Annotated in this window: 10 protein-coding genes; 3 read left to right on the top strand and 7 right to left on the bottom strand. The window is 57.3% G+C overall.

Annotated features, from left to right (window positions below):
• The first annotated feature begins 5 nt into the window (after positions 1–5).
• Positions 6–3470, top strand: a complete 3465-nt coding sequence (gene mfd, locus WE862_RS15840; RefSeq protein WP_042032363.1) for a transcription-repair coupling factor — start codon at positions 6–8, stop codon at positions 3468–3470.
• A gap of 74 nt (positions 3471–3544) precedes the next feature.
• Here the strand turns inward: mfd and fbp are convergent, their stop codons facing one another.
• The gene (gene fbp, locus WE862_RS15845) at positions 3545–4579 is read right to left on the bottom strand and encodes a class 1 fructose-bisphosphatase (RefSeq protein ID WP_041207524.1); all 1035 of its coding nucleotides are present in this window, start codon (positions 4577–4579) and stop codon (positions 3545–3547) included.
• 381 nt (positions 4580–4960) lie between these two features.
• On the opposite strand from fbp, the gene WE862_RS15850 reads away from it, so the two are divergent.
• Positions 4961–6577 (top strand): peptide ABC transporter substrate-binding protein, encoded by a 1617-nt coding sequence (locus WE862_RS15850; RefSeq protein ID WP_042032362.1) that lies wholly within the window; start codon positions 4961–4963, stop codon positions 6575–6577.
• A 79-nt stretch (positions 6578–6656) separates the two neighbouring features.
• Here the strand turns inward: WE862_RS15850 and WE862_RS15855 are convergent, their stop codons facing one another.
• The 3 genes from WE862_RS15855 to sixA form a co-directional block, all read right to left on the bottom strand.
• Positions 6657–7577 (bottom strand): DMT family transporter, encoded by a 921-nt coding sequence (locus WE862_RS15855; RefSeq protein WP_042032361.1) that lies wholly within the window; start codon positions 7575–7577, stop codon positions 6657–6659.
• A gap of 168 nt (positions 7578–7745) precedes the next feature.
• Complete coding sequence (locus WE862_RS15860) at positions 7746–7952, bottom strand: DUF1107 domain-containing protein (protein ID WP_026457339.1); 207 nt, start codon at positions 7950–7952, stop codon at positions 7746–7748.
• 133 nt (positions 7953–8085) lie between these two features.
• Entirely contained in the window at positions 8086–8553 is a 468-nt protein-coding gene (gene sixA / locus WE862_RS15865; RefSeq protein WP_041207521.1) for a phosphohistidine phosphatase SixA, read from the bottom strand.
• 162 nt (positions 8554–8715) lie between these two features.
• On the opposite strand from sixA, the gene WE862_RS15870 reads away from it, so the two are divergent.
• On the top strand, positions 8716–11502 hold the full coding sequence (locus tag WE862_RS15870; protein ID WP_042032360.1) for an insulinase family protein: 2787 nt from the start codon (positions 8716–8718) through the stop codon (positions 11500–11502).
• 318 nt (positions 11503–11820) lie between these two features.
• Here WE862_RS15870 and WE862_RS15875 read toward each other — a convergent pair whose 3' ends face one another.
• From WE862_RS15875 to WE862_RS15885, 3 genes are all read right to left on the bottom strand, one after another.
• Positions 11821–12468: a thiopurine S-methyltransferase gene (locus tag WE862_RS15875; RefSeq protein WP_042032358.1), complete on the bottom strand. Its 648-nt coding sequence runs from the start codon at positions 12466–12468 to the stop codon at positions 11821–11823.
• Between the two features lie 254 nt (positions 12469–12722).
• Positions 12723–14102, bottom strand: a complete 1380-nt coding sequence (locus WE862_RS15880) for a leucine-rich repeat-containing protein kinase family protein (RefSeq protein ID WP_042032357.1) — start codon at positions 14100–14102, stop codon at positions 12723–12725.
• Positions 14103–14402: 300 nt separating this feature from the next.
• The gene (locus tag WE862_RS15885; protein WP_042032355.1) at positions 14403–18254 is read right to left on the bottom strand and encodes a hypothetical protein; all 3852 of its coding nucleotides are present in this window, start codon (positions 18252–18254) and stop codon (positions 14403–14405) included.
• Positions 18255–18344: the final 90 nt, after the last annotated feature.

Consider the following 18344-nt stretch of genomic DNA (forward strand, 5'->3'; position numbering starts at 1 on the left):
TGCCAATGACACTCCCCGCCTTGCCCGCCAAAGCGGGCCAAAAGATCACGCTCGGCCAACTGGTCGGCAGCAGCCTCTCGCTCATCGCCGCTCGCCTCATTACACAAAACAAGGGGCCCGTGCTGCTGCTCACTGCAGACACCCCGAGCGCTCTGCGCCTCGAGCAGGAACTGCAATACCTGCTGGCCGACAAGGGCTGCCCGGTACTGCTGTTCCCGGATTGGGAGACGCTGCCCTATGACACCTTCTCCCCCCATCAGGACATCATCTCCCAGCGGCTCGAGACCCTCTACAAGCTGCCGCAGATGAGCAGTGGCGTACTGATCGTCCCCGTCTCGACCCTGATGCTGCGTTGTGCACCGCGCGCCTATCTCGACAAATACAGCCTGATGGTGAAAAGCGGCCAGCGCCTCAACCTGCAACAGCTGCGCGGGCGCCTAGCCGAAGCGGGTTACGTGGCGGTGGATCAGGTGCTGGAGCACGGCGAGTTTGCCGCCCGTGGCTCCCTGCTTGACCTCTTCCCCATGGGCAGCAGCAGCCCCTATCGCATCGACTTCTTCGACGATGAAGTGGACTCCATCCGCCCGTTCGATCCGGAGACCCAGCGCTCCAGTGAGCCGGTCAAGAGCGTCAGCCTGCTGCCAGCCCGGGAGTTTCCGACCGATGAGGGGGCCATCGAGCTGTTTCGCGGCCACTATCGTGAGCAGTTCGAGATCTCCCGAGCCGAGGGCTCCGTCTATCAGGAGGTGAGCAAGGGGCGCTGGCCTGCCGGCATCGAGTATTATCTGCCGCTCTTCTTCGACCAGACGGCCTGCCTGTTTGACTACCTGCCGGCAGAGACCCTGCTGCTCACCGTGGGGGATATCTACCCCGCCGCCCAGCGCTTCTGGAACGACATCGAGCAACGCTACGAGGACAGGCGCTGGGACAATACCCGTCCCCTGCTCCCCCCGGCCCAGCTCTACCTGCCGGTGGAGCAGCTCTTTGCCGCCCTGGGTAACTACGGTGCAGTCAGGTTGCAGGAGGGGCCGACCGCCGGCGATGCGGGACAACACGATATGCCGGCAAGCACGCTGCCGGACCTGCAACTCGACCACAGCAAGGAGCAGCCGCTGCTGGCGCTCAACCAGTTCCTGCAAGGCTTTGCCGGTCGTACCCTGTTTGCGGTGGAGTCCGAGGGTCGGCGCGAAGTGCTGGGCGAGCTGCTGGCCCGCATCGCGCTGCAACCCAAGGAGTTCCCCTCCCTCGACGCCTTTATGGCGAGCCAGGATCGCCACGGCCTGCTGGTTGCACCGCTCGAGCGCGGTTTCCTGTGGCAAGAGGCCGGAGCTGATGCCAGTAATCAGCCACTGGCCCTGATCACCGAGACCGAGCTGCTGGGTGGCAAGGTTCGCAGCAAGCGGGCACGGGAGAAGAGCAAAAACTTAAGCTCCGATGCGGTGATCAGAAACCTCGGCGAGCTGACCCAGGGCCAGCCGGTGGTGCACCTCGATCACGGGGTCGGCCGCTATCTGGGGCTTGAAACCATCGACGCCGGTGGCCTGCCCACCGAGTTTTTGACCCTCGAATATGCCGGCGGCGACAAACTGTTCGTGCCGGTTACCAGTTTGCACCTTATCAGCCGCTACACCGGCTCTGACAACCCGCCCAGCCACAAGCTCGGCGGCGAGGCCTGGAGCAAGGCGCGGCGCAAGGCGGCGGAAAAAGTGCGCGACGTGGCGGCCGAGCTGCTCGATGTCTACGCCCACCGCGCCGCTCGCGCCGGCTTTGCCTTCAAACACGACCGCGAGGCCTATCGCCAGTTTGCCGCCGGCTTCCCGTTCGAGGAGACCGAGGATCAGCTCAACGCCATCAATGCGGTGCTGGGGGACATGTGTCAGGCCAAGAGCATGGATCGGCTGGTGTGCGGCGACGTAGGCTTTGGCAAGACCGAGGTGGCGATGCGTGCAGCATTTGTGGCAGTCCATGGCGGCAAACAGGTTGCCGTGCTGGTGCCCACCACCCTGCTCGCCCAGCAGCACTACGACAACTTCCGCGACCGCTTCGCCAACTGGCCGGTGCGGGTCGAAGTACTGAGCCGCTTCCGCTCTGCCAAGGAGCAAAACAGCGTCATGCAGGAGCTGGCCGAGGGCAAGGTGGATATCATCATCGGCACCCACAAGCTGCTCGGCTCCGAACTCACCTTCAAGGATCTGGGGCTGCTCATCGTCGATGAAGAGCACAGATTCGGGGTGCGCCAGAAGGAGAAGATCAAGGCGCTGCGGGCCGACGTGGATATCCTCACCCTCACCGCCACCCCCATTCCGCGCACCCTCAACATGGCGATGTCGGGCATGCGGGATCTCTCCATCATCGCCACCCCGCCCGCCAAGCGGCTCGCCATCAAGACCTTCGTGCGCCAGCACGAACCGGCGGTGGTGCGCGAGGCGGTGCTGCGGGAATTGAAGCGTGGCGGGCAGGTCTACTACCTGCACAACGACGTGGAGAGTATCGAGAAGTGCGCGGCAGACCTTGCCGAACTGGTACCGGAGGCGCGCATCGGCATCGCCCACGGCCAGATGCGCGAGCGCGAGCTTGAGCGAGTGATGTCGGACTTCTACCACCAGCGCTTCAACCTCTTGGTCTGCACCACCATCATCGAGACCGGCATCGATGTACCGAGCGCCAACACCATCATCATGGATCGGGCGGATCACCTCGGTCTGGCCCAGCTGCACCAGCTGCGGGGCCGGGTTGGCCGCTCCCACCATCAGGCCTATGCCTACCTGCTCACCCCCCATCCCAAGCTGATGACCAAGGATGCGGCCAAGCGGCTGGAGGCGATCGCCTCGCTTGAAGATCTCGGCGCCGGCTTTGCGCTGGCCACCCACGATCTGGAGATCCGTGGCGCAGGCGAGCTGCTTGGCGACGATCAGAGCGGCCAGATCGAATCGGTCGGCTTCACCCTCTACATGGAGATGCTGGAGCAGGCGGTCGAGGCGCTGAAATCGGGCAAGGAGCCGTCGCTGGAGCAACTGATGAGCCAGCACACCGAGGTGGAGCTGCGCCTGCCAGCGCTCTTGCCGGACGACTACATCCCGGACGTCAACATGCGCCTCTCCATGTACAAGCGAATTGCGAGCGCGGCGGACGAGCAGGAGCTGCGCGAACTCAAAGTGGAGCTGATCGACCGCTTCGGCCTCTTGCCGGAGGCAACCAAAACCCTGCTGGAGCTGGCGGCCTTCCGTCAGCGCGCTACCGCCCTTGGCATTCGCCGGGTGGAGATGAGCGAGCGCGGTGGCTATCTCGACTTCACCCAGGAGACCAAGGTCAATCCGACCTATCTGGTCAAGCTCCTCTCCGAGCAGCCGCGCATCTACAAGATGGACGGGCCGACCCGGCTGCGCTTCCAGGTGCCGACTCAGGACAGAGCCATGCGCCTCAAGCTGGTGGATGGCTTGCTGGCGGATCTTGCCAGTCACAGCCAGTAACGGCTGCAAGTACCAAAACAAAACGGGAGCCGCAAGGGCTCCCGTTTTTTATTCACTCGCGATAAATCAGAGAATTACCCCTGACTGGCCGGGTCCTCGTGGGAGGAGAATTCGCGCATAAAGGCCTCTGCCCGCTCCACCATCTTGGTAGAACCGACGAAGTAGGGGGTGCGCTGGTGCAACGCGGTGGGCTGGATATCCATGATGCGGTTGAAACCGTCAGAGGCCTTGCCGCCTGCCTGCTCCACCAGAAACGCCATCGGGTTGCACTCATAGAGCAGGCGCAGCTTGCCGTTCGGCGAGTTGGTGCCGGACGGATAGATGTAGATGCCACCCTTGAGCAGGTTGCGATGGAAATCGGAAACCAGCGAACCGATATAGCGGGAGGTGTAGGGTCTGTGGGTCGCTTCATCCCGCTCCTGGCAATATTTGAGGTACTTCTTCACCCCGTCCGGGAACTTGATGTAGTTGCCCTCGTTGATGGAGTAGATCTTTCCCTCTTCCGGAATGCGAATGTTCTCGTGGGAGAGGCAGAAGCAGCCGATGGAGGGGTCATAGGTAAAGCCGTTTACGCCAAAGCCGGTGGTGTAGACCAGCATGGTGGAGGAGCCGTAAACCACGTAACCGGCCGCGACCTGACGGTTGCCCGGCTGCAGGAAATCCTCGAGGGTGACGGGGGAGCCCTGCGGACTGACCCGACGATAGATGGAGAAGATGGTTCCGACCGAGACGTTGACGTCGATATTGGAAGAGCCGTCGAGGGGGTCTATCAGCACCACGTATTTGGAATTTTTGGAAAGCGGCGAGTCAAAGGCGACGAAGTCCTCCTCCTCCTCGGAGGCCATGCCGCACACCTCACCGCGCGCCTCCAGCGCAGCCTTGAAGCGCTCGTTGGCGTAGACGTCCAGCTTCTGCTGCACCTCACCCTGCACGTTTTCAGCCCCCATGGAGCCGATGATATCGGCCAGCCCGGCCTTGTTGATCTCCCGGTTCACCACCTTGGCGGCAAGGCGGATTGAGCTCAGCAGCGAGGTCAGTTCGCCGGTCGCGGTAGGGTAATCAGCCTGCTTTTTGACGATGAACTCGCCCATGGTGATCATGTTTCGCATTTTTGGTCCTTTAAGAGCGTTTCCGTTGGCGTTGAAAACGTTTGCAAGCATCGACAAAAAAAGAGCCGATCCTCGGCCGTGTTGTTTTGTAACTTAATGTAACGTCTGTTTTTTGTTTTTGCAGCGAATTAAGCGGGCTAATAAAACGGCAATTTGAACCCGATTTGTACTCGTCCCAGTCATAAAAAGGGGGCCATACGGTAACTTTCAGCCTCTTATTTTGCGCCAAAAAACGGCGCCAAACAGCGACCTTGCTGACATTTCCCCCTCTTTGGCCTGTCGTTTCGCCCACCAGATACGGGTGGCCTCTCCCCTATTGAGTTCCAAACGCCAATCACGCACACTCGTTTTCCGTTGGAAGCAAAAACATAAGGATTATCAATGAACAAGACTATCATTGCCGGCACGGTAGCCGGATTGCTCTCCCTGCCCGTCTGGGCTGCCGAAGTGCCGGCAGGCACCAAGCTACTGCCCCCGGAGCAACAGATCTTTGTCACCAATATCAGCACCGAGCCCACCACCATAGACCCGCAACTGGTGGAAGAGACCGCCGGTAGTGCCATCGTCAACGATCTGTTCGAAGGTCTCTATGTGCTGGATGCCAGCGGCAAGACCCAGCCTGCTGGCGCGCTCAGCTATGAGCTCGACAGCACCGGCACCGTCTACACCTTCAAGCTGAGGCCGGAGGCCAAGTGGTCAAACGGCGAGCCAGTCACTGCCGCCGACTATGTCTACGGCTGGCAGCGGGCGGCCAATCCCAAGACCGCTTCCAACTACGCCTGGTTTATCGAATTGATGGGTATCGCCAATGCCAGTGAGGTGATTCAGGGCAAGAAGAGCCCCGATGCACTGGGGGTCAAGGCGCTGGATGAACATACCCTGCAGGTGACCCTGAAAAAACCGGTTCCCTTCTTCCTGAAGACGCTGGCGCACTACACCACCTTCCCGGCCCCCAAAGCCACCATCGAGAAATATGGCAAGGAGTGGGTCAAGCCCGGCAATATCGTCTCCAACGGCGCCTTTGTGCTCAAGGAGTGGACCCCCAATGAGCGGCTGACCGCCGAGCGCAACCCGCACTACTGGGACAACCGGCACACAGTGCTGAACAAGGTGATCTATCTGGAGGTGGTGTCGGAGACCTCCGCCTACAACCGCTACCGCACTGGCGAGTTGCACTACACCACCTATCCACTGGAGCAGTACAAACAGCTCAAGAGCCAGAGTCCGGAGGAGCTGGTCAGCGTCCCCACGCTGGCCAGCTATTACTATGTCTTCAATACCCAGCGCAAACCGTTCGACAACCCGAAAGTGCGCAAGGCGCTGTCGCTCGCCATCGATCGGGAGACCATCACCGACAAGATCCTGGGTCAGGGACAAATTGCCGCATATAGCTTCACGCCCCCCATTGTGGACGGTTTTGAATTGAAAAAACCGGCTAGCCAGCTGCAGAGCAAAGAGGAGCGGATCAAGCAGGCCAAAGCTCTGCTGACCGAAGCAGGTTATGGCCCGGACAAGCCACTCACCGTGGACATTCTCTACAACACCAACGAGAGCCACAGGAAGATCGCGCTGGCCATATCATCCATGTGGAAACACAACCTTGGGGTCACCGCCACCCTCAACAACATGGAGTGGAAGACCATGGTCTCGGCACTCAACGAGGGGGATTTCGGAGTGAGTCGCTATGGCTGGAACGGGGATTATAACGACGCCTCCACCTTCCTCGACATCATGACCTCCAGCAGCAGTGCCAACAGCGGCAAGTGGTTCAACAAGGAGTACGACGCCCTGCTGGCCAAGGCCCACGACTCGCTGGATCCCGCTGAACGCAACACCCTGTATCAACAAGCAGAGGCACTCATTGATGCGGATGCCCCCATCGCACCTATCTATTTCTCGGTCAAATCCAGATTGCTCAAGCCTTTCGTGAAAGGCTATCCCCACCTTAACCCTCAGGATGTGGTCTACAGCAAGGAGCTCTATCTGGTTGCCCAGTAACCAGCTCGGCAAGATGTGACCATAAAAAGCGCCTGCATTACTGCAGGCGCTTTCATTTTCGCTCTTGCGATAAACACCATCACTCATCCTGACAGACGGCCATCTCCTGCCTAGCACGACGTCTCAATACCACCGGCTGCACCAGCAGCTGGGCCAGCAGCACCCCGAGCAGGGTCAGGCCACCGCCGATAAGGTGGTAGGCGGTCAACCGCTCCCCGAGCAGTGAGATGGCAAGCCCTGCCGTCATCACCGGCAACAGGTTCATAAAGATGGCAGTGCGGTTGGCACCGATCAGGGTGATCCCCTGCATCCAGAGCCAGGGGCAGAGCGCCGACGCGGGGATCCCCGCATAGAAGATGAGCCAGAGCGCGCGAGCCTCAGGCAGTTGACCATCCACCAGCAGATAGAAGGGGGTCAGCAGCACCACGCTGCAGAGCACCTGACTGTAGAGCAGCGACCAGTTGTCGAGCCCCAGATCCCACTTCTTGAGCAGCACGCTGTAGAGCGCATAGGTGCCGGCCGAGAGCAGCATGTAGACCGAGCCAATCTGGATGCCGTGGGTAAAGAGCCGGGTCGGATCCCCCTGCCCCAGCAAAATGGCCAGCCCCATGATGGAGAGCAGAGCCCCCAGGATGGCACCCCATGTGGGACGTTCGCGCAGCAACCAGATGCTGAACAACACGGTGAGCAGCGGCGTCAGCCCCATCATCAGCCCCATCTCGGTGGCGCCCATGGTTTGCGCCGCGTAGTAGCCGAAAGTCTGGTTTAGCACCATGCCAAGCAGCGCCAGTGCAGCGATCTGCCAGATACCGGCACGCAGGCGGGCACGCTCGCGCCATACCCGGCGAGCCAGAAAAGGGGTCAGAACCAGCGCAGCCACCACCCAGCGGGACCAGGCGAACGCGGCGGGCGACAAAACGCCCACCGCCAGTTTGCTGACGACACCATTGCCAGCCCAGATGGCAATGCAGGAGAGAGGGAATAGAAAGGCAAGGGGCATCAACGGCTCCGGCATCCCGAACGAGAATTGAGCGAGGCAGTATAGGGGGCAACGGGTGAGAAACAAAGCCGCCATCAAGGCAGGCACAAGAGAGAAAAGCGGATCGACAAAAACAAATATGCCCGCATAACGCGGGCATATCCGTGCAGAAACACGCTCAGAAGATTATCACGCCGCATCCATGTGCAGTCTGGAGATCAGCTCATTGACCTCGGTGACTGTCTGACGGTGGGGAATGTCCGCCTGGCTCGGCATGAGTAACAAACCGGACTGAAAATCAAACCGCCCCCGACCATGGATATAGATCCGACCTTTAAAGAAGGTTTTGACGTGTTTTGCCACCATCAGTGGCAGGTACTTCTTGAACACTCTCATCGTTTGCAACCTCTTGCAGTTGTATCCGTATGACAGCAGCTTCTGCGAATTAATTCCGTAAAATAATCATAAAAATCCGGAAAACTCGCCCATCTCTTCCCAAAAAATTCAATCTATAACTTTTTATTAACTTTTAGCCTATTGTATGCGGCCCTTCGAGCCAGAGCAAGGATCCTTTGCCATTGTGCCACTCGATGCAGGCTATGCCCGAGGTGGCGAACATGGGGGCTCCAGCGGCCGGGCAGAGGCTCTGCACCAGATATCCCACCAGCGGCAGATGGCTCACCAGCATGATCTGCTGATGCCGTTCTGCCAGCGCGGTCAGGTAGCTGGAGACAAAGGCGGGATCACCATAAGGGGTGATGTCACCGCTCTCCTCCACCACGACGGCGTCTGGTAATTCCTTGCATATGGTCTGCCAGGTTTGGCGGGCGCGCAGATAGTTGCTGTGGATCACCCGATCGATACGACCGGTCAGCTGAGGCGCCAACCAGCGGGCCATCAGAAGGGACTCTTCAATGCCCTGCTCGGTCAATGGACGCTGTTCATCAGTTTTCGCATTCATGCCAGCCTGGCCATGACGCATGATATAGATCTTCATTACAACCTCGCCCAACGGGCCTGTTTTGATAGCCGGGGGATCTTACCCCGCCACGGGTGTTGAAACAATTGCGCTACCTCTCAGAAAAGGGTTTGCCTCACCGGGTAGCGGGGTCGATAATCATGTTTAAATTCAAATAAATCCAACGTGAGTCGCCCACCAATGAGCCCATATGCCAGTCCCAATGACCATCGGCAATACCACTATCTGGAGCTGGCAAACCGGCTCAGGGTCTTGTTGATTTGCGATCCCGATACCGATAAATCCGCCGCATCTCTGGCGGTCAATACCGGCCATTTTGACGATCCGGCCGACCGGCAGGGGATGGCTCACTTTCTCGAACACATGCTCTTTCTCGGTACCGCTACCTACCCCAAGCCAGGTGAGTACCAGCAATTTATGAGCCGTCATGGCGGCAGCAACAACGCCTGGACCGGCACCGAGTTCACCAACTTCTTCTTCGAGATCGACAACGGCTTCTTCGAGGCGGGTCTCGACCGGTTCGCCCAGTTCTTCATCTGCCCCACGTTCGATCCGGAGTGGGTCGACAAGGAGCGCAACGCGGTCGACTCCGAATATCGCCTCAAACTGCAGGATGATGTGCGCCGCAGCTATCAGGTACACAAGGAGACGGTCAATCCCGCTCACCCCTTTGCCAAGTTTTCGGTGGGCAACCTCGATACCCTGGCCGATCTGCCGGGACGGGATCTGCGCTCCGATCTCATCAACTTCTACGAGAGCCACTACAGCGCGGATCGCATGGCGCTGGTGATGATGTCGCCCGCCGACATCGACACCCAGCTGCAGTGGTGCTGTCGCTATTTCGCTCCCATTTTGAATCGCAATTTGGGAACGCCGACTCTCGATATGCCACTCTACCGGCTCGACGATCTTGGCATCCGCATCCAGATCAAGCCGGTGAAAGAGACCCGCAAACTGGCGCTCACCTTCCCGCTGCCCAATGTGGACGCTTTTTATGACAAAAAGCCCCTCACCTTCCTGAGCCACCTTATCGGCTACGAAGGAGATGGCAGCCTGCTCTCATTGCTTAAAGCGAAAGGCTGGGTCAACCAGCTCTCGGCAGGCGGCGGCATCAGCGGCGCCAACTTCAAGGATTTTGGCGTCAACTTCGGCCTCACCCCGCTCGGCCTTGAACATGTGGACGAGATCGTGGCCTTCCTGTTTGGCTACCTCAAGCTTATCGACCGAGCAGGGCTGCAGGCCTGGCGCTACGACGAGAAGCGCACCGTGCTCGAATCGGCATTCCGTTTTCAGGAGCGCGGCCGCCCGCTCGATACCGTCTCGGGGCTGGTGCTTAACCTCTTTAGCTACCAGCCGGAGGATCTGCTGCACGGTGACTACATGATGCGGGAGTATGACGAGGCGCTGATCCGTCGCTTCCTCGCCAAACTCACCCCGCACAACCTGCGCATGACCATCACGGCGCCGGAGGTGACTACCGACCGGCTGGCCCGCTGGTATCAGACCCCCTACAACGTGGCGACCATCACCGAGGCGGAGAAGATCCGCTGGCAGCAGAGCGAGCCGGACAGTGCACTGGCGCTGCCCAAGCCCAACCCCTTTATCAGCAGCCGACTCGATCCGCGCACGCCGGAGATCGCCGCCGAGATGCCGGCCTGCCTTATCGATCGCCCCGGCTTTCGCCTCTGGCACCTTCACGAGCACCTCTTTAGCGTGCCCAAGGGCAACCTCTACATCTCCATCGACAGCGAACACGCGGTCAAAAGCCCGCGCCACATCGCCATGGCGCGCCTTGCGGTGGAGCTTTTGGCCGACCACCTCAATGCCCTCACCTATCCGGCGGAGCTGGCGGGGCTGGGCTACCAGATCTATGCCCATCAGGGGGGCTTTACCATCAACCTGAGCGGCTTTGCCGACAAGCAGCCGCTGCTGCTCGACATGATCCTCGGCAACCGCACCCTGGGTTATCCCGACCCGGGCCGCTTTAGCGAGATCAAGGAGGCGCTCATTCGCAACTGGGACAACCAGTCCAAGGCGCGTCCCATCTCCCAGCTGTTCAACCAGCTCACCAGTTTGCTGCAACCCAATAACCCGCCGTTCGAGCAGTTGCTGCGCCACCTGCGCACCGTCGAGCTCTCCGAGATGCCTGACTTCGTGGCAAGCCTCTTTGCCGAGGTGCATATCGAGACGCTGGTGCACGGCGACTGGACCGCGGCCGAGGCGCTGGAGCTGGCGGCGCTGATGGAGCGCCACCTGAGCGATATCAATGGCACCAGCAGCAAACCGAGTGGCGAGACCCGCCGCCCGCTTATCTCGATTCAGGACAGGGGCACCCTGATCCGCGAGCAGGGCTGCGAGCACGAAGATTCGGCCCTGCTGGTCTACTACCAGTCCCGCACAACCCGGGCACGGGATCTCGCCTGCTTTACCCTGGCCAACCACATCATGTCCTCCACCTTCTTCCACGAGCTGCGCACCCGCCAGCAGCTCGGTTATGTGGTGGGGGCAGGCAACCTGCCGCTCAATCGCCACCCGGGTCTCATCTTCTATATCCAGTCGCCGGTGGCGGGGCCCCAGCATCTGCTCGACGCGGTGGAGGAGTTTATCGACCTCTTCCCGCTGGCCATGCTCGAATTTACCGAGCAGCAGTGGCAGGAGAGCAAGGCCGGGCTGCAGGCCCAGCTCAGCGAGCGCGACGCCAATCTGCGCAGCCGCGGCCAGCGGCTGTGGGTCAGCATCGGCAACAAGGACTTGGGGTTCGATCAACGGGAACGGGTCTGCGAGGAGGTCGGCAAGCTGACGCGCGCCGATCTGGTGCGCTTTATCACCCAGCTGCGTTCACGCACCTCCGATCGGCTGATCCTCTGCAGCTACGGGCAGGGCCACGAGCACGAGGAGCGGATCACCGGCCAGTTTATCGACGACCCGCGAGCATTCCGGCTCAATGCCGCCACCTTCGAGGCCTGATCAGGCCTCGCATCTTCCCGTTTTTCCTTCCACGGCAAATCGCAGCCAATAAAAAGCCGACCCACGAGGGTCGGCTGGAAAAACCATAACAATTGCGACAAAGCCGCCAAAAGTGAACATGAGCGTGAAAATCAGACACTGAGTTGATGACAGGCAAGCAGGAAACCCCTTGAACTCGCCGTACAATGCCAACAGTGATTGAGAAACAGCCACATCTTAGGCACTCCCCCCGAAAACCACGTTGATCTACGTCAAAGGAGGTAGCGAAGAGTCCACCTGACGACTCATTTGCCCTGCCGGATCACTCTTTGCCGCCTCTCAGGCACGGCGGATCAGGCGATAGGCCACTTCGTCAAAATAGGAGAGCTGACCGGAGAGCACTCGCGGGTGATCCACCTCGGCAGCCCGCCCCAGCACCTCGACCCGAAAGTCCCGTTCAAACAGCGCCCGCACCTCCATCTCCCCCACCGAGAAGGGCGGCTGGCTCTGCTGCTCCGGCTGATATTCAAGGGTCACCAGCAAGATCTGGCCCCCCTCCTCCACCAGCCGGCTCATCAGCGCGGCATACTGGCGGCGCATCGCGGTTGGCAGGGCGATCAGCGCCGCCCGGTCATAGACCAGCCGATAGCGGCGACCGAGCTCGGGTGCGGCAAAGAAATCCCCTTCGAAGATGCGCAGGCTCTCGACCTGATGGCACTGATAGGGGCCCACCTCGCTCACCGCCGCCTTTAGGCTGTTTTCACTGAAAAAGCTGGCGATGGCGACGGAGGAGAGCTCGAAGCCATCGACCGGATGACCCTGCCCGCTCAGCCAGAGCATGTCGCGAGACTTGCCGCACAGGGGCACCAGCACCGGCTCATCCGGCTGCTGCGCCGACCACCAGGATTGCAGCCAGCGGTTGAAATCTGCCTGATGAAAGCCAATTCGGTTCTCTTCCCAACGCTGATGCCAAAACGCAGCTTCCATCATGATTCCCCATTGCTTACGAAAAATTGCTTACTAAAAGATGCCTCAATATCACAACTTAACCGGCACCACGCAACCCTCTGCCCACCCTTTTTATCGGGCGGCCCCTCACCGCATCTCCCGTGATGGCCTGCGGGGTACTCTGGCCTCTCCGGCAGGCAAACAGGGGCTTAAACCCATGCCAAAGTGGCATGGGTTGGTGATGATTAATGAGTAAAAGAGGAGGATTTAACGGGCCAATTAGGCCCGCAAGGTCACAACAGGGTGCTGCGCGCAACCGCAAGCTGACGGCCGATCTCGGCAAAATCGGGGCGATCGCCATGAAGTTCAGAGAGACAAGCCGCCGTTAGCTGGTGCAAACCGGCAAGCTGCGCTTCATCAACATCGCCATCGCAGCGTGCCAGCAGCTCCTCCAGCAGGCAGCCAAAGGCGCGTACCTCCAGTCGCTCCAGCCCCTGCGCCAGCTCGCGCTCATGCAGGTCATAGAGGGAAGCGGCGCCAAAATCGCCGAGCAGGGCGTGGGCAGAGGGCCCGCGGGTAAAGAGGATATTGTGACCGTAGAGATCCCCGTGCATGATGCCGGCCTGGTGCAGATGACCCGCCACCGAGGCAATCCCCAGGGCCAGCGTCAGCGCCTCGGCCAGGGTAAAGCGCAGCCCTTCGTCATAAACATCGCGGGTGCAGGAGGCCAGACTCGGCGGCCCCGCCAGATTGGCAAAGGCCGGGTCGATCAGCGCCATCACCAGCGCCGGCATGCCGGAGGGGTGATCGGCCACCCGCCCCAAGACGGGGATCAGGTTGGGGTGAGCGCCTGCCGCCAGCGACGCCGCCATCTCGCACTGGGGCAAGCCATCGCTGGTCACCGCCCCCTTGAAGATCTTGACCGCCACCTCGCTCGCGCCAATGGCATCGCGCGACTCATCGGCTATCCGCTCGGCCACCAGCGGCTCACTGTGCATGGCCGCGCGATGAATCACGCCAGAAGCCCCCTGCCCCAACAGCTCGCCGATCGCAAGGCGCTGCCACGGCAAGGAGGCAACCTGCTCATCGCTGATGGCGCGCGCCTCCGCCCCCTCGCTAAAGGGGTTGCCGGAGTAGGCAAGCCAGGCAAGGCGCGGCAGCGCGAGCAGCCACTCGGGGAAGCGCTCGATGCGGTTGGCGGCGATGCGCAGCAGCTCCAGCTTGCGGCAATTGGCAAGGCTGGCCGGCAGCTCGCGCAGACGGTTGCCCGCCAGCATCAGCTTTTGCAGGGCATCGCACTGACCCAGCTCATCGGGCAGCCGTTCAATTGCGTTATCGGTCAGGATCAGCCAGCGCAAACCGGCGGGCAGCGCTTTGGCCGGCACGGTGGCAATCTGGTTGGCCTTAAAGCCCACCATGGTCAGCGCCGGACAGCGCCCCAGCACCTCGGGCAGCTCGGTAAAGCGGTTTTCGGTGCAGAAGATGATGCGCAGTTTGCCAAACCCGGCCAGCTCGTCCGGCAGCGTGCTTAGCTGGTTGCCGGTGAGATCCAGCACCTCCAGCGTCTCTTTCAGGCTCAAAATCTCGCTGGGGAAAACCGCAAGGTTTTCAGAGAGCTTCAAATGGCGGGCACCGCACAGTTCACCTGCGCGCAGCTGTTCCAGAGTATGCATAACCGTTTCTCAATCCTGATGATCTGCCTGATGGCACAGCGACCATCAGCGCGCGCCGAACCCGGGTCCGGCGATTTTAAAGGGGGGCATTATAAAGAATTCGGGACGCAGATCGCCCCTTTTGTTGCTTTGGCAAGGCTCAGCGCTCAGCCGCCCCACCCCTGCAGATTGACGAAAATACGTAGGGTGCAATAAGCGCAGCGCATTGCACCGTTTTCAGAGCGGCTTTTGAGCAAAACAGCAGAAACCAAATGAGCGGTGCAATTTCATTGCACCCTACGGACTCGAAACAGATAGTTTTTATTCAAACCGCTGCTCGTGTTCCATATCCTCCCGCAGCTCTCGTTCTTTCTGGCGCTCGATTAGCTGAATCAAGTTTGCAGAAACTCTTTGAGCCGCAGTCGAAATATCTGCTCTTTCATGTTCAACCAACTTACGAATAGCCTTCTCTCTGGACTGCATTACTTCGGCTCGACTGCCAGAATAAGATGAAGGAGTGACACGCTCGGCGAATATTTCCAGAACAATTGCAGGGGCAGGAGATGCCTCAAGCAGCCTGAGAGCTAACTCTGATATCTCAAGTTTTTCAATCTCTTCATCCTTGTCCCACAAGTTAATGCTTGCTGCAATAGCTCCCCATACGCGTGGCTCATTTCGGGCACAACACCATGCAATCAGAAAATCCATATTAATATGGGAGAGAGGTGAGAATCGTAAGTCGCTGTTACAAATAAAAAACCGCCGTCGTTTCTGTTGCTCTTCAGTGCCTTCAAAAACTCGGTTTAAAAATGCCTCTGGCATCAGCGAGGCGGTTGTCTCAATGGCGCTTTCATATGAATGGACATCACCATAGTGCAAGTCAACAACAGCAAAGATCGCGTCCAACCACTCCTGTTTTTCTGGCTCATTGCCATCGAAACGTAATGCAGCATTGATGACGCATTCCATGTTGTAATCATCCATCCCAGAGGGATCACAGTGATCCTTTGGAAGACTTAAAATCGCCGCTTTAAGACCAATCTGACGAAAATCAAGGCCAAGCTGATCTCCTGATTCTTTATCATGTAACCGCATACTTAACGCACGCAGCACCACATCACAACCTCTCGGTTTTCTCAGGAGTCGAATCGCAAGATCAATTACTCGGTCTCTGGATAAATCCCCATATTCATCCCGCCATAGGATTGATTCATACATACTCGGGTGAATATCAGAGTCATCCATAATATTCATACAACGATCCAGATCGGCTTCAGTGAAATTCCATCGAGGATGCAGCTCAACCAAACCGTGTCGAAGTTGAGGATGTTGTGCACACTGATCAAGTAATACCTTTGAAAGAGCTGGGTCGATACTGTCAACTTCTTCGATAAAGCCCTCAAACACTAACAAGTTTTTATATCCTGCAGGCTGTATCTCAAGATACTCGACAAGTTTTAGCCAAGCAGAATATAAATCATGCCCTCCCTTGGCCAAACCTCTCCCGAATGCTGTACGGTAAGGCATGTAGTCATTAGAAAATAGGTTAGGCCCCAGTTCATCGAAATTATGATTTGAGACTGCAAACTCCTCACCCAATTGGAATGCCTTGGTTGTAAGTCGCCTTTCGGCTTCCTGATACTTGTTATGATCGTTGTGATCAAAATCCGTATCCAGCGTCCAAGGGCCATGTACTCTGCTGAGCACATACATCATGATTGTCGGAAGCAAATCATGAGGCTCCAGCTCTTTCTCCAGTGCAACAAGGGCATCTGGCATGGGCACAAAATAATTAGATATTTTATGCTTGGTATGATGGTGGAAATATATCATCGTACGGATGGCTTTCCAGCCTTCGCCCCAAGGATGATGTGCATGTAATTTTCGAGCTGCATCAATCAGTATTTCCCTCATCGCTTGCTGGTTCCACATCCCTCGAAATGTATTAGCCATGATCTGTCGTGCAGGGACTTCAAGAGCAGGATCGCCAGAAGTGCCCAATTGTACAGCCTCATCGATAAAAGCGCGGCGCCACTGCACAAGCTCATCATGATTAGGGTGAAGTCCATAGTCTCTCGGCCGAGCACCAAACGCATTCATTCCAAAACCAGTCCAGCGATCCTCGAGGGCTGTCGAAAGCATCTTGAAACCCAATGATCTACGTCTAGCTACATCAGATAAAAAACATTCATTCATAATGGCAATTCGCTGAACTAAAGTAGCGTGCGTGCCAGACAAATATGCTTGGAAGAAATTCGTTATCTGCCTTGTCAGTGAGTTATTACCATCGTTTCCCTTCTCATAATCAGCCATATGGATCAGGAGTTTCATGCAACGTTCAAAGGCTTTTGGCTCATATGCTAATTGACATAAAATATTAATAATTGATGTTCGGTGTGAATTATAACCCGATTTTATGCCATTAAAATCAGAGGAGGTAAGTACAGCCTCAATCCTGTCAAGCAAATATTCAGGTGCAACTGGGGAGATATAATCCAGCATTCGTGCCGATATCTCGCTCAACGCTGTTATATTCCCTAACAGCCCATCTGGTTCAAGCCAATTCTCCACAATCTCTTTAGCCACGGGATGCTCGTGCAGCAGCCCTAACCTGTGCGCGAACGACATGAGTAAACGTTGGTGGCCGGAAGTTTCAAAAATAACTCTGAGTTGATTAACCGGAATACAATTCAGTGCCGATGACGCCAACCTGTTGGCAATTGCATGAGGCAAAATGGCCCGCCAATGAGCCCTCTTTTGTACGATATGGCGTTCTGACAACTTGCTTGTTGCTTGGAACAACTGCTTTACGGAATACCCCGAGATAGAACCCAATACTTCCAGTTCGTTTTGGCTTTCCTTCGCCGATGAAACCGAAAATGAATAAACCAGAGACAATATTTCCGCCTGCTCCCGTAGACCATCATCCGGATTTTTCTGCTGCTCGAACAAGCGGTTAAACAACTGTGCATCTGAAAGCTGAGCCAGACTTTCACCTTCCTCAACTCTCTCAGCGATAGCCAGAGAAACCCGCGCATTACCATCAGCAAACTCTGCTATTCGGCGGGCGTTATTTCGACCAATATCAGGAAAGCGACGAAAAAGAAGCTGTTCAGCAACCTCTGGCCCAACAGTCTCTATATGAATAACTTCTGTAAATTGCGGTCTATCACCTTCTTTAATGTCATATTCAACTGTGATAAGTCTCACCTGCGAGCCGTTTGCCGTCACTTTACTGGCCAAGAGGGTATGCAATTCAGAAGGACAATTATCGAGGATCATAATGGCCCGTCGTCCCTCAGCGATCAGTCTATCCAACATTGCTGTTGCAGAGGGTTCCGGGTTTTCACCAGTATCAACATAAACTGCGATAGTCCGATCGAGCGCATCTGCTCCGACTGATTCATCGAAAAGAGCCTGTACAATTCGGGTCTTTCCAACACCGGATAATCCCGTAATCCGAACAGCTTTATTGGTTGAGCGAATCAGCTCACGCATTGGCCCGATAGCGTCCTGAATGGCTAGCTTTTGCCCTTTTCCTGATGGCAGAGTAATTATCACCCCTGGTGCTGAAATCAAGGTATCTTCTGCCCCCTGAGGAGGATTGCTCCAAGCCCCATATGGCTGCCACCCAGAATATCCCTGACCAAGTATTTTTTTGGCCCAGAGCATGACTGACGGGTGCTGCCGCAGCCATTGCACCAGTTTCGATCGGTCGTAAAAATCCAAGTGAATATTGGAGTGATTAGGATCATCCGCTACCGCATACTGCATTGCTTGCAGGCGGTCCTCTTTCATAAGAGGAGAGCAATTATCACCCAAGCTGACGATGATATAGCTACCGCGCTTTGCCGCTAGCCCTGCGATAGCACGTGATAATTTTCCTGTGGGAGCCATTTCTTTGCTGATTGCCGATTTCGGCATATCGTGTATTTTTGCTTGAAAGATCGTATCAGGTCTTTCAATAAAGCCAGTGCTCATTTGCTCGACCGGTACTTTAACGTGCACATCGATACCGCCGTCGGGAGCATTTATAGAGCCTGACCAGTGTACATAAGCAGGGCTATGACCATGGGCTGCAATTTCCGCCTCGGCAAGGCGCGCTATTAACTCTTCAAGCTGGCTATCAGAGAGCCGGAGTAAGTCATCTTTCTCAATATCAAAAATCGCCACGATGCCCTCTGATGCTTCCGAGTTAGAAGGCCACTATGTTATTCACATACAAATCAATTATCTACTTGTACAGGAAATGGTGTGACCTAT

It is taken from the genome of Aeromonas jandaei (assembly GCF_037890695.1).
GTDB lineage: Bacteria > Pseudomonadota > Gammaproteobacteria > Enterobacterales > Aeromonadaceae > Aeromonas > Aeromonas jandaei.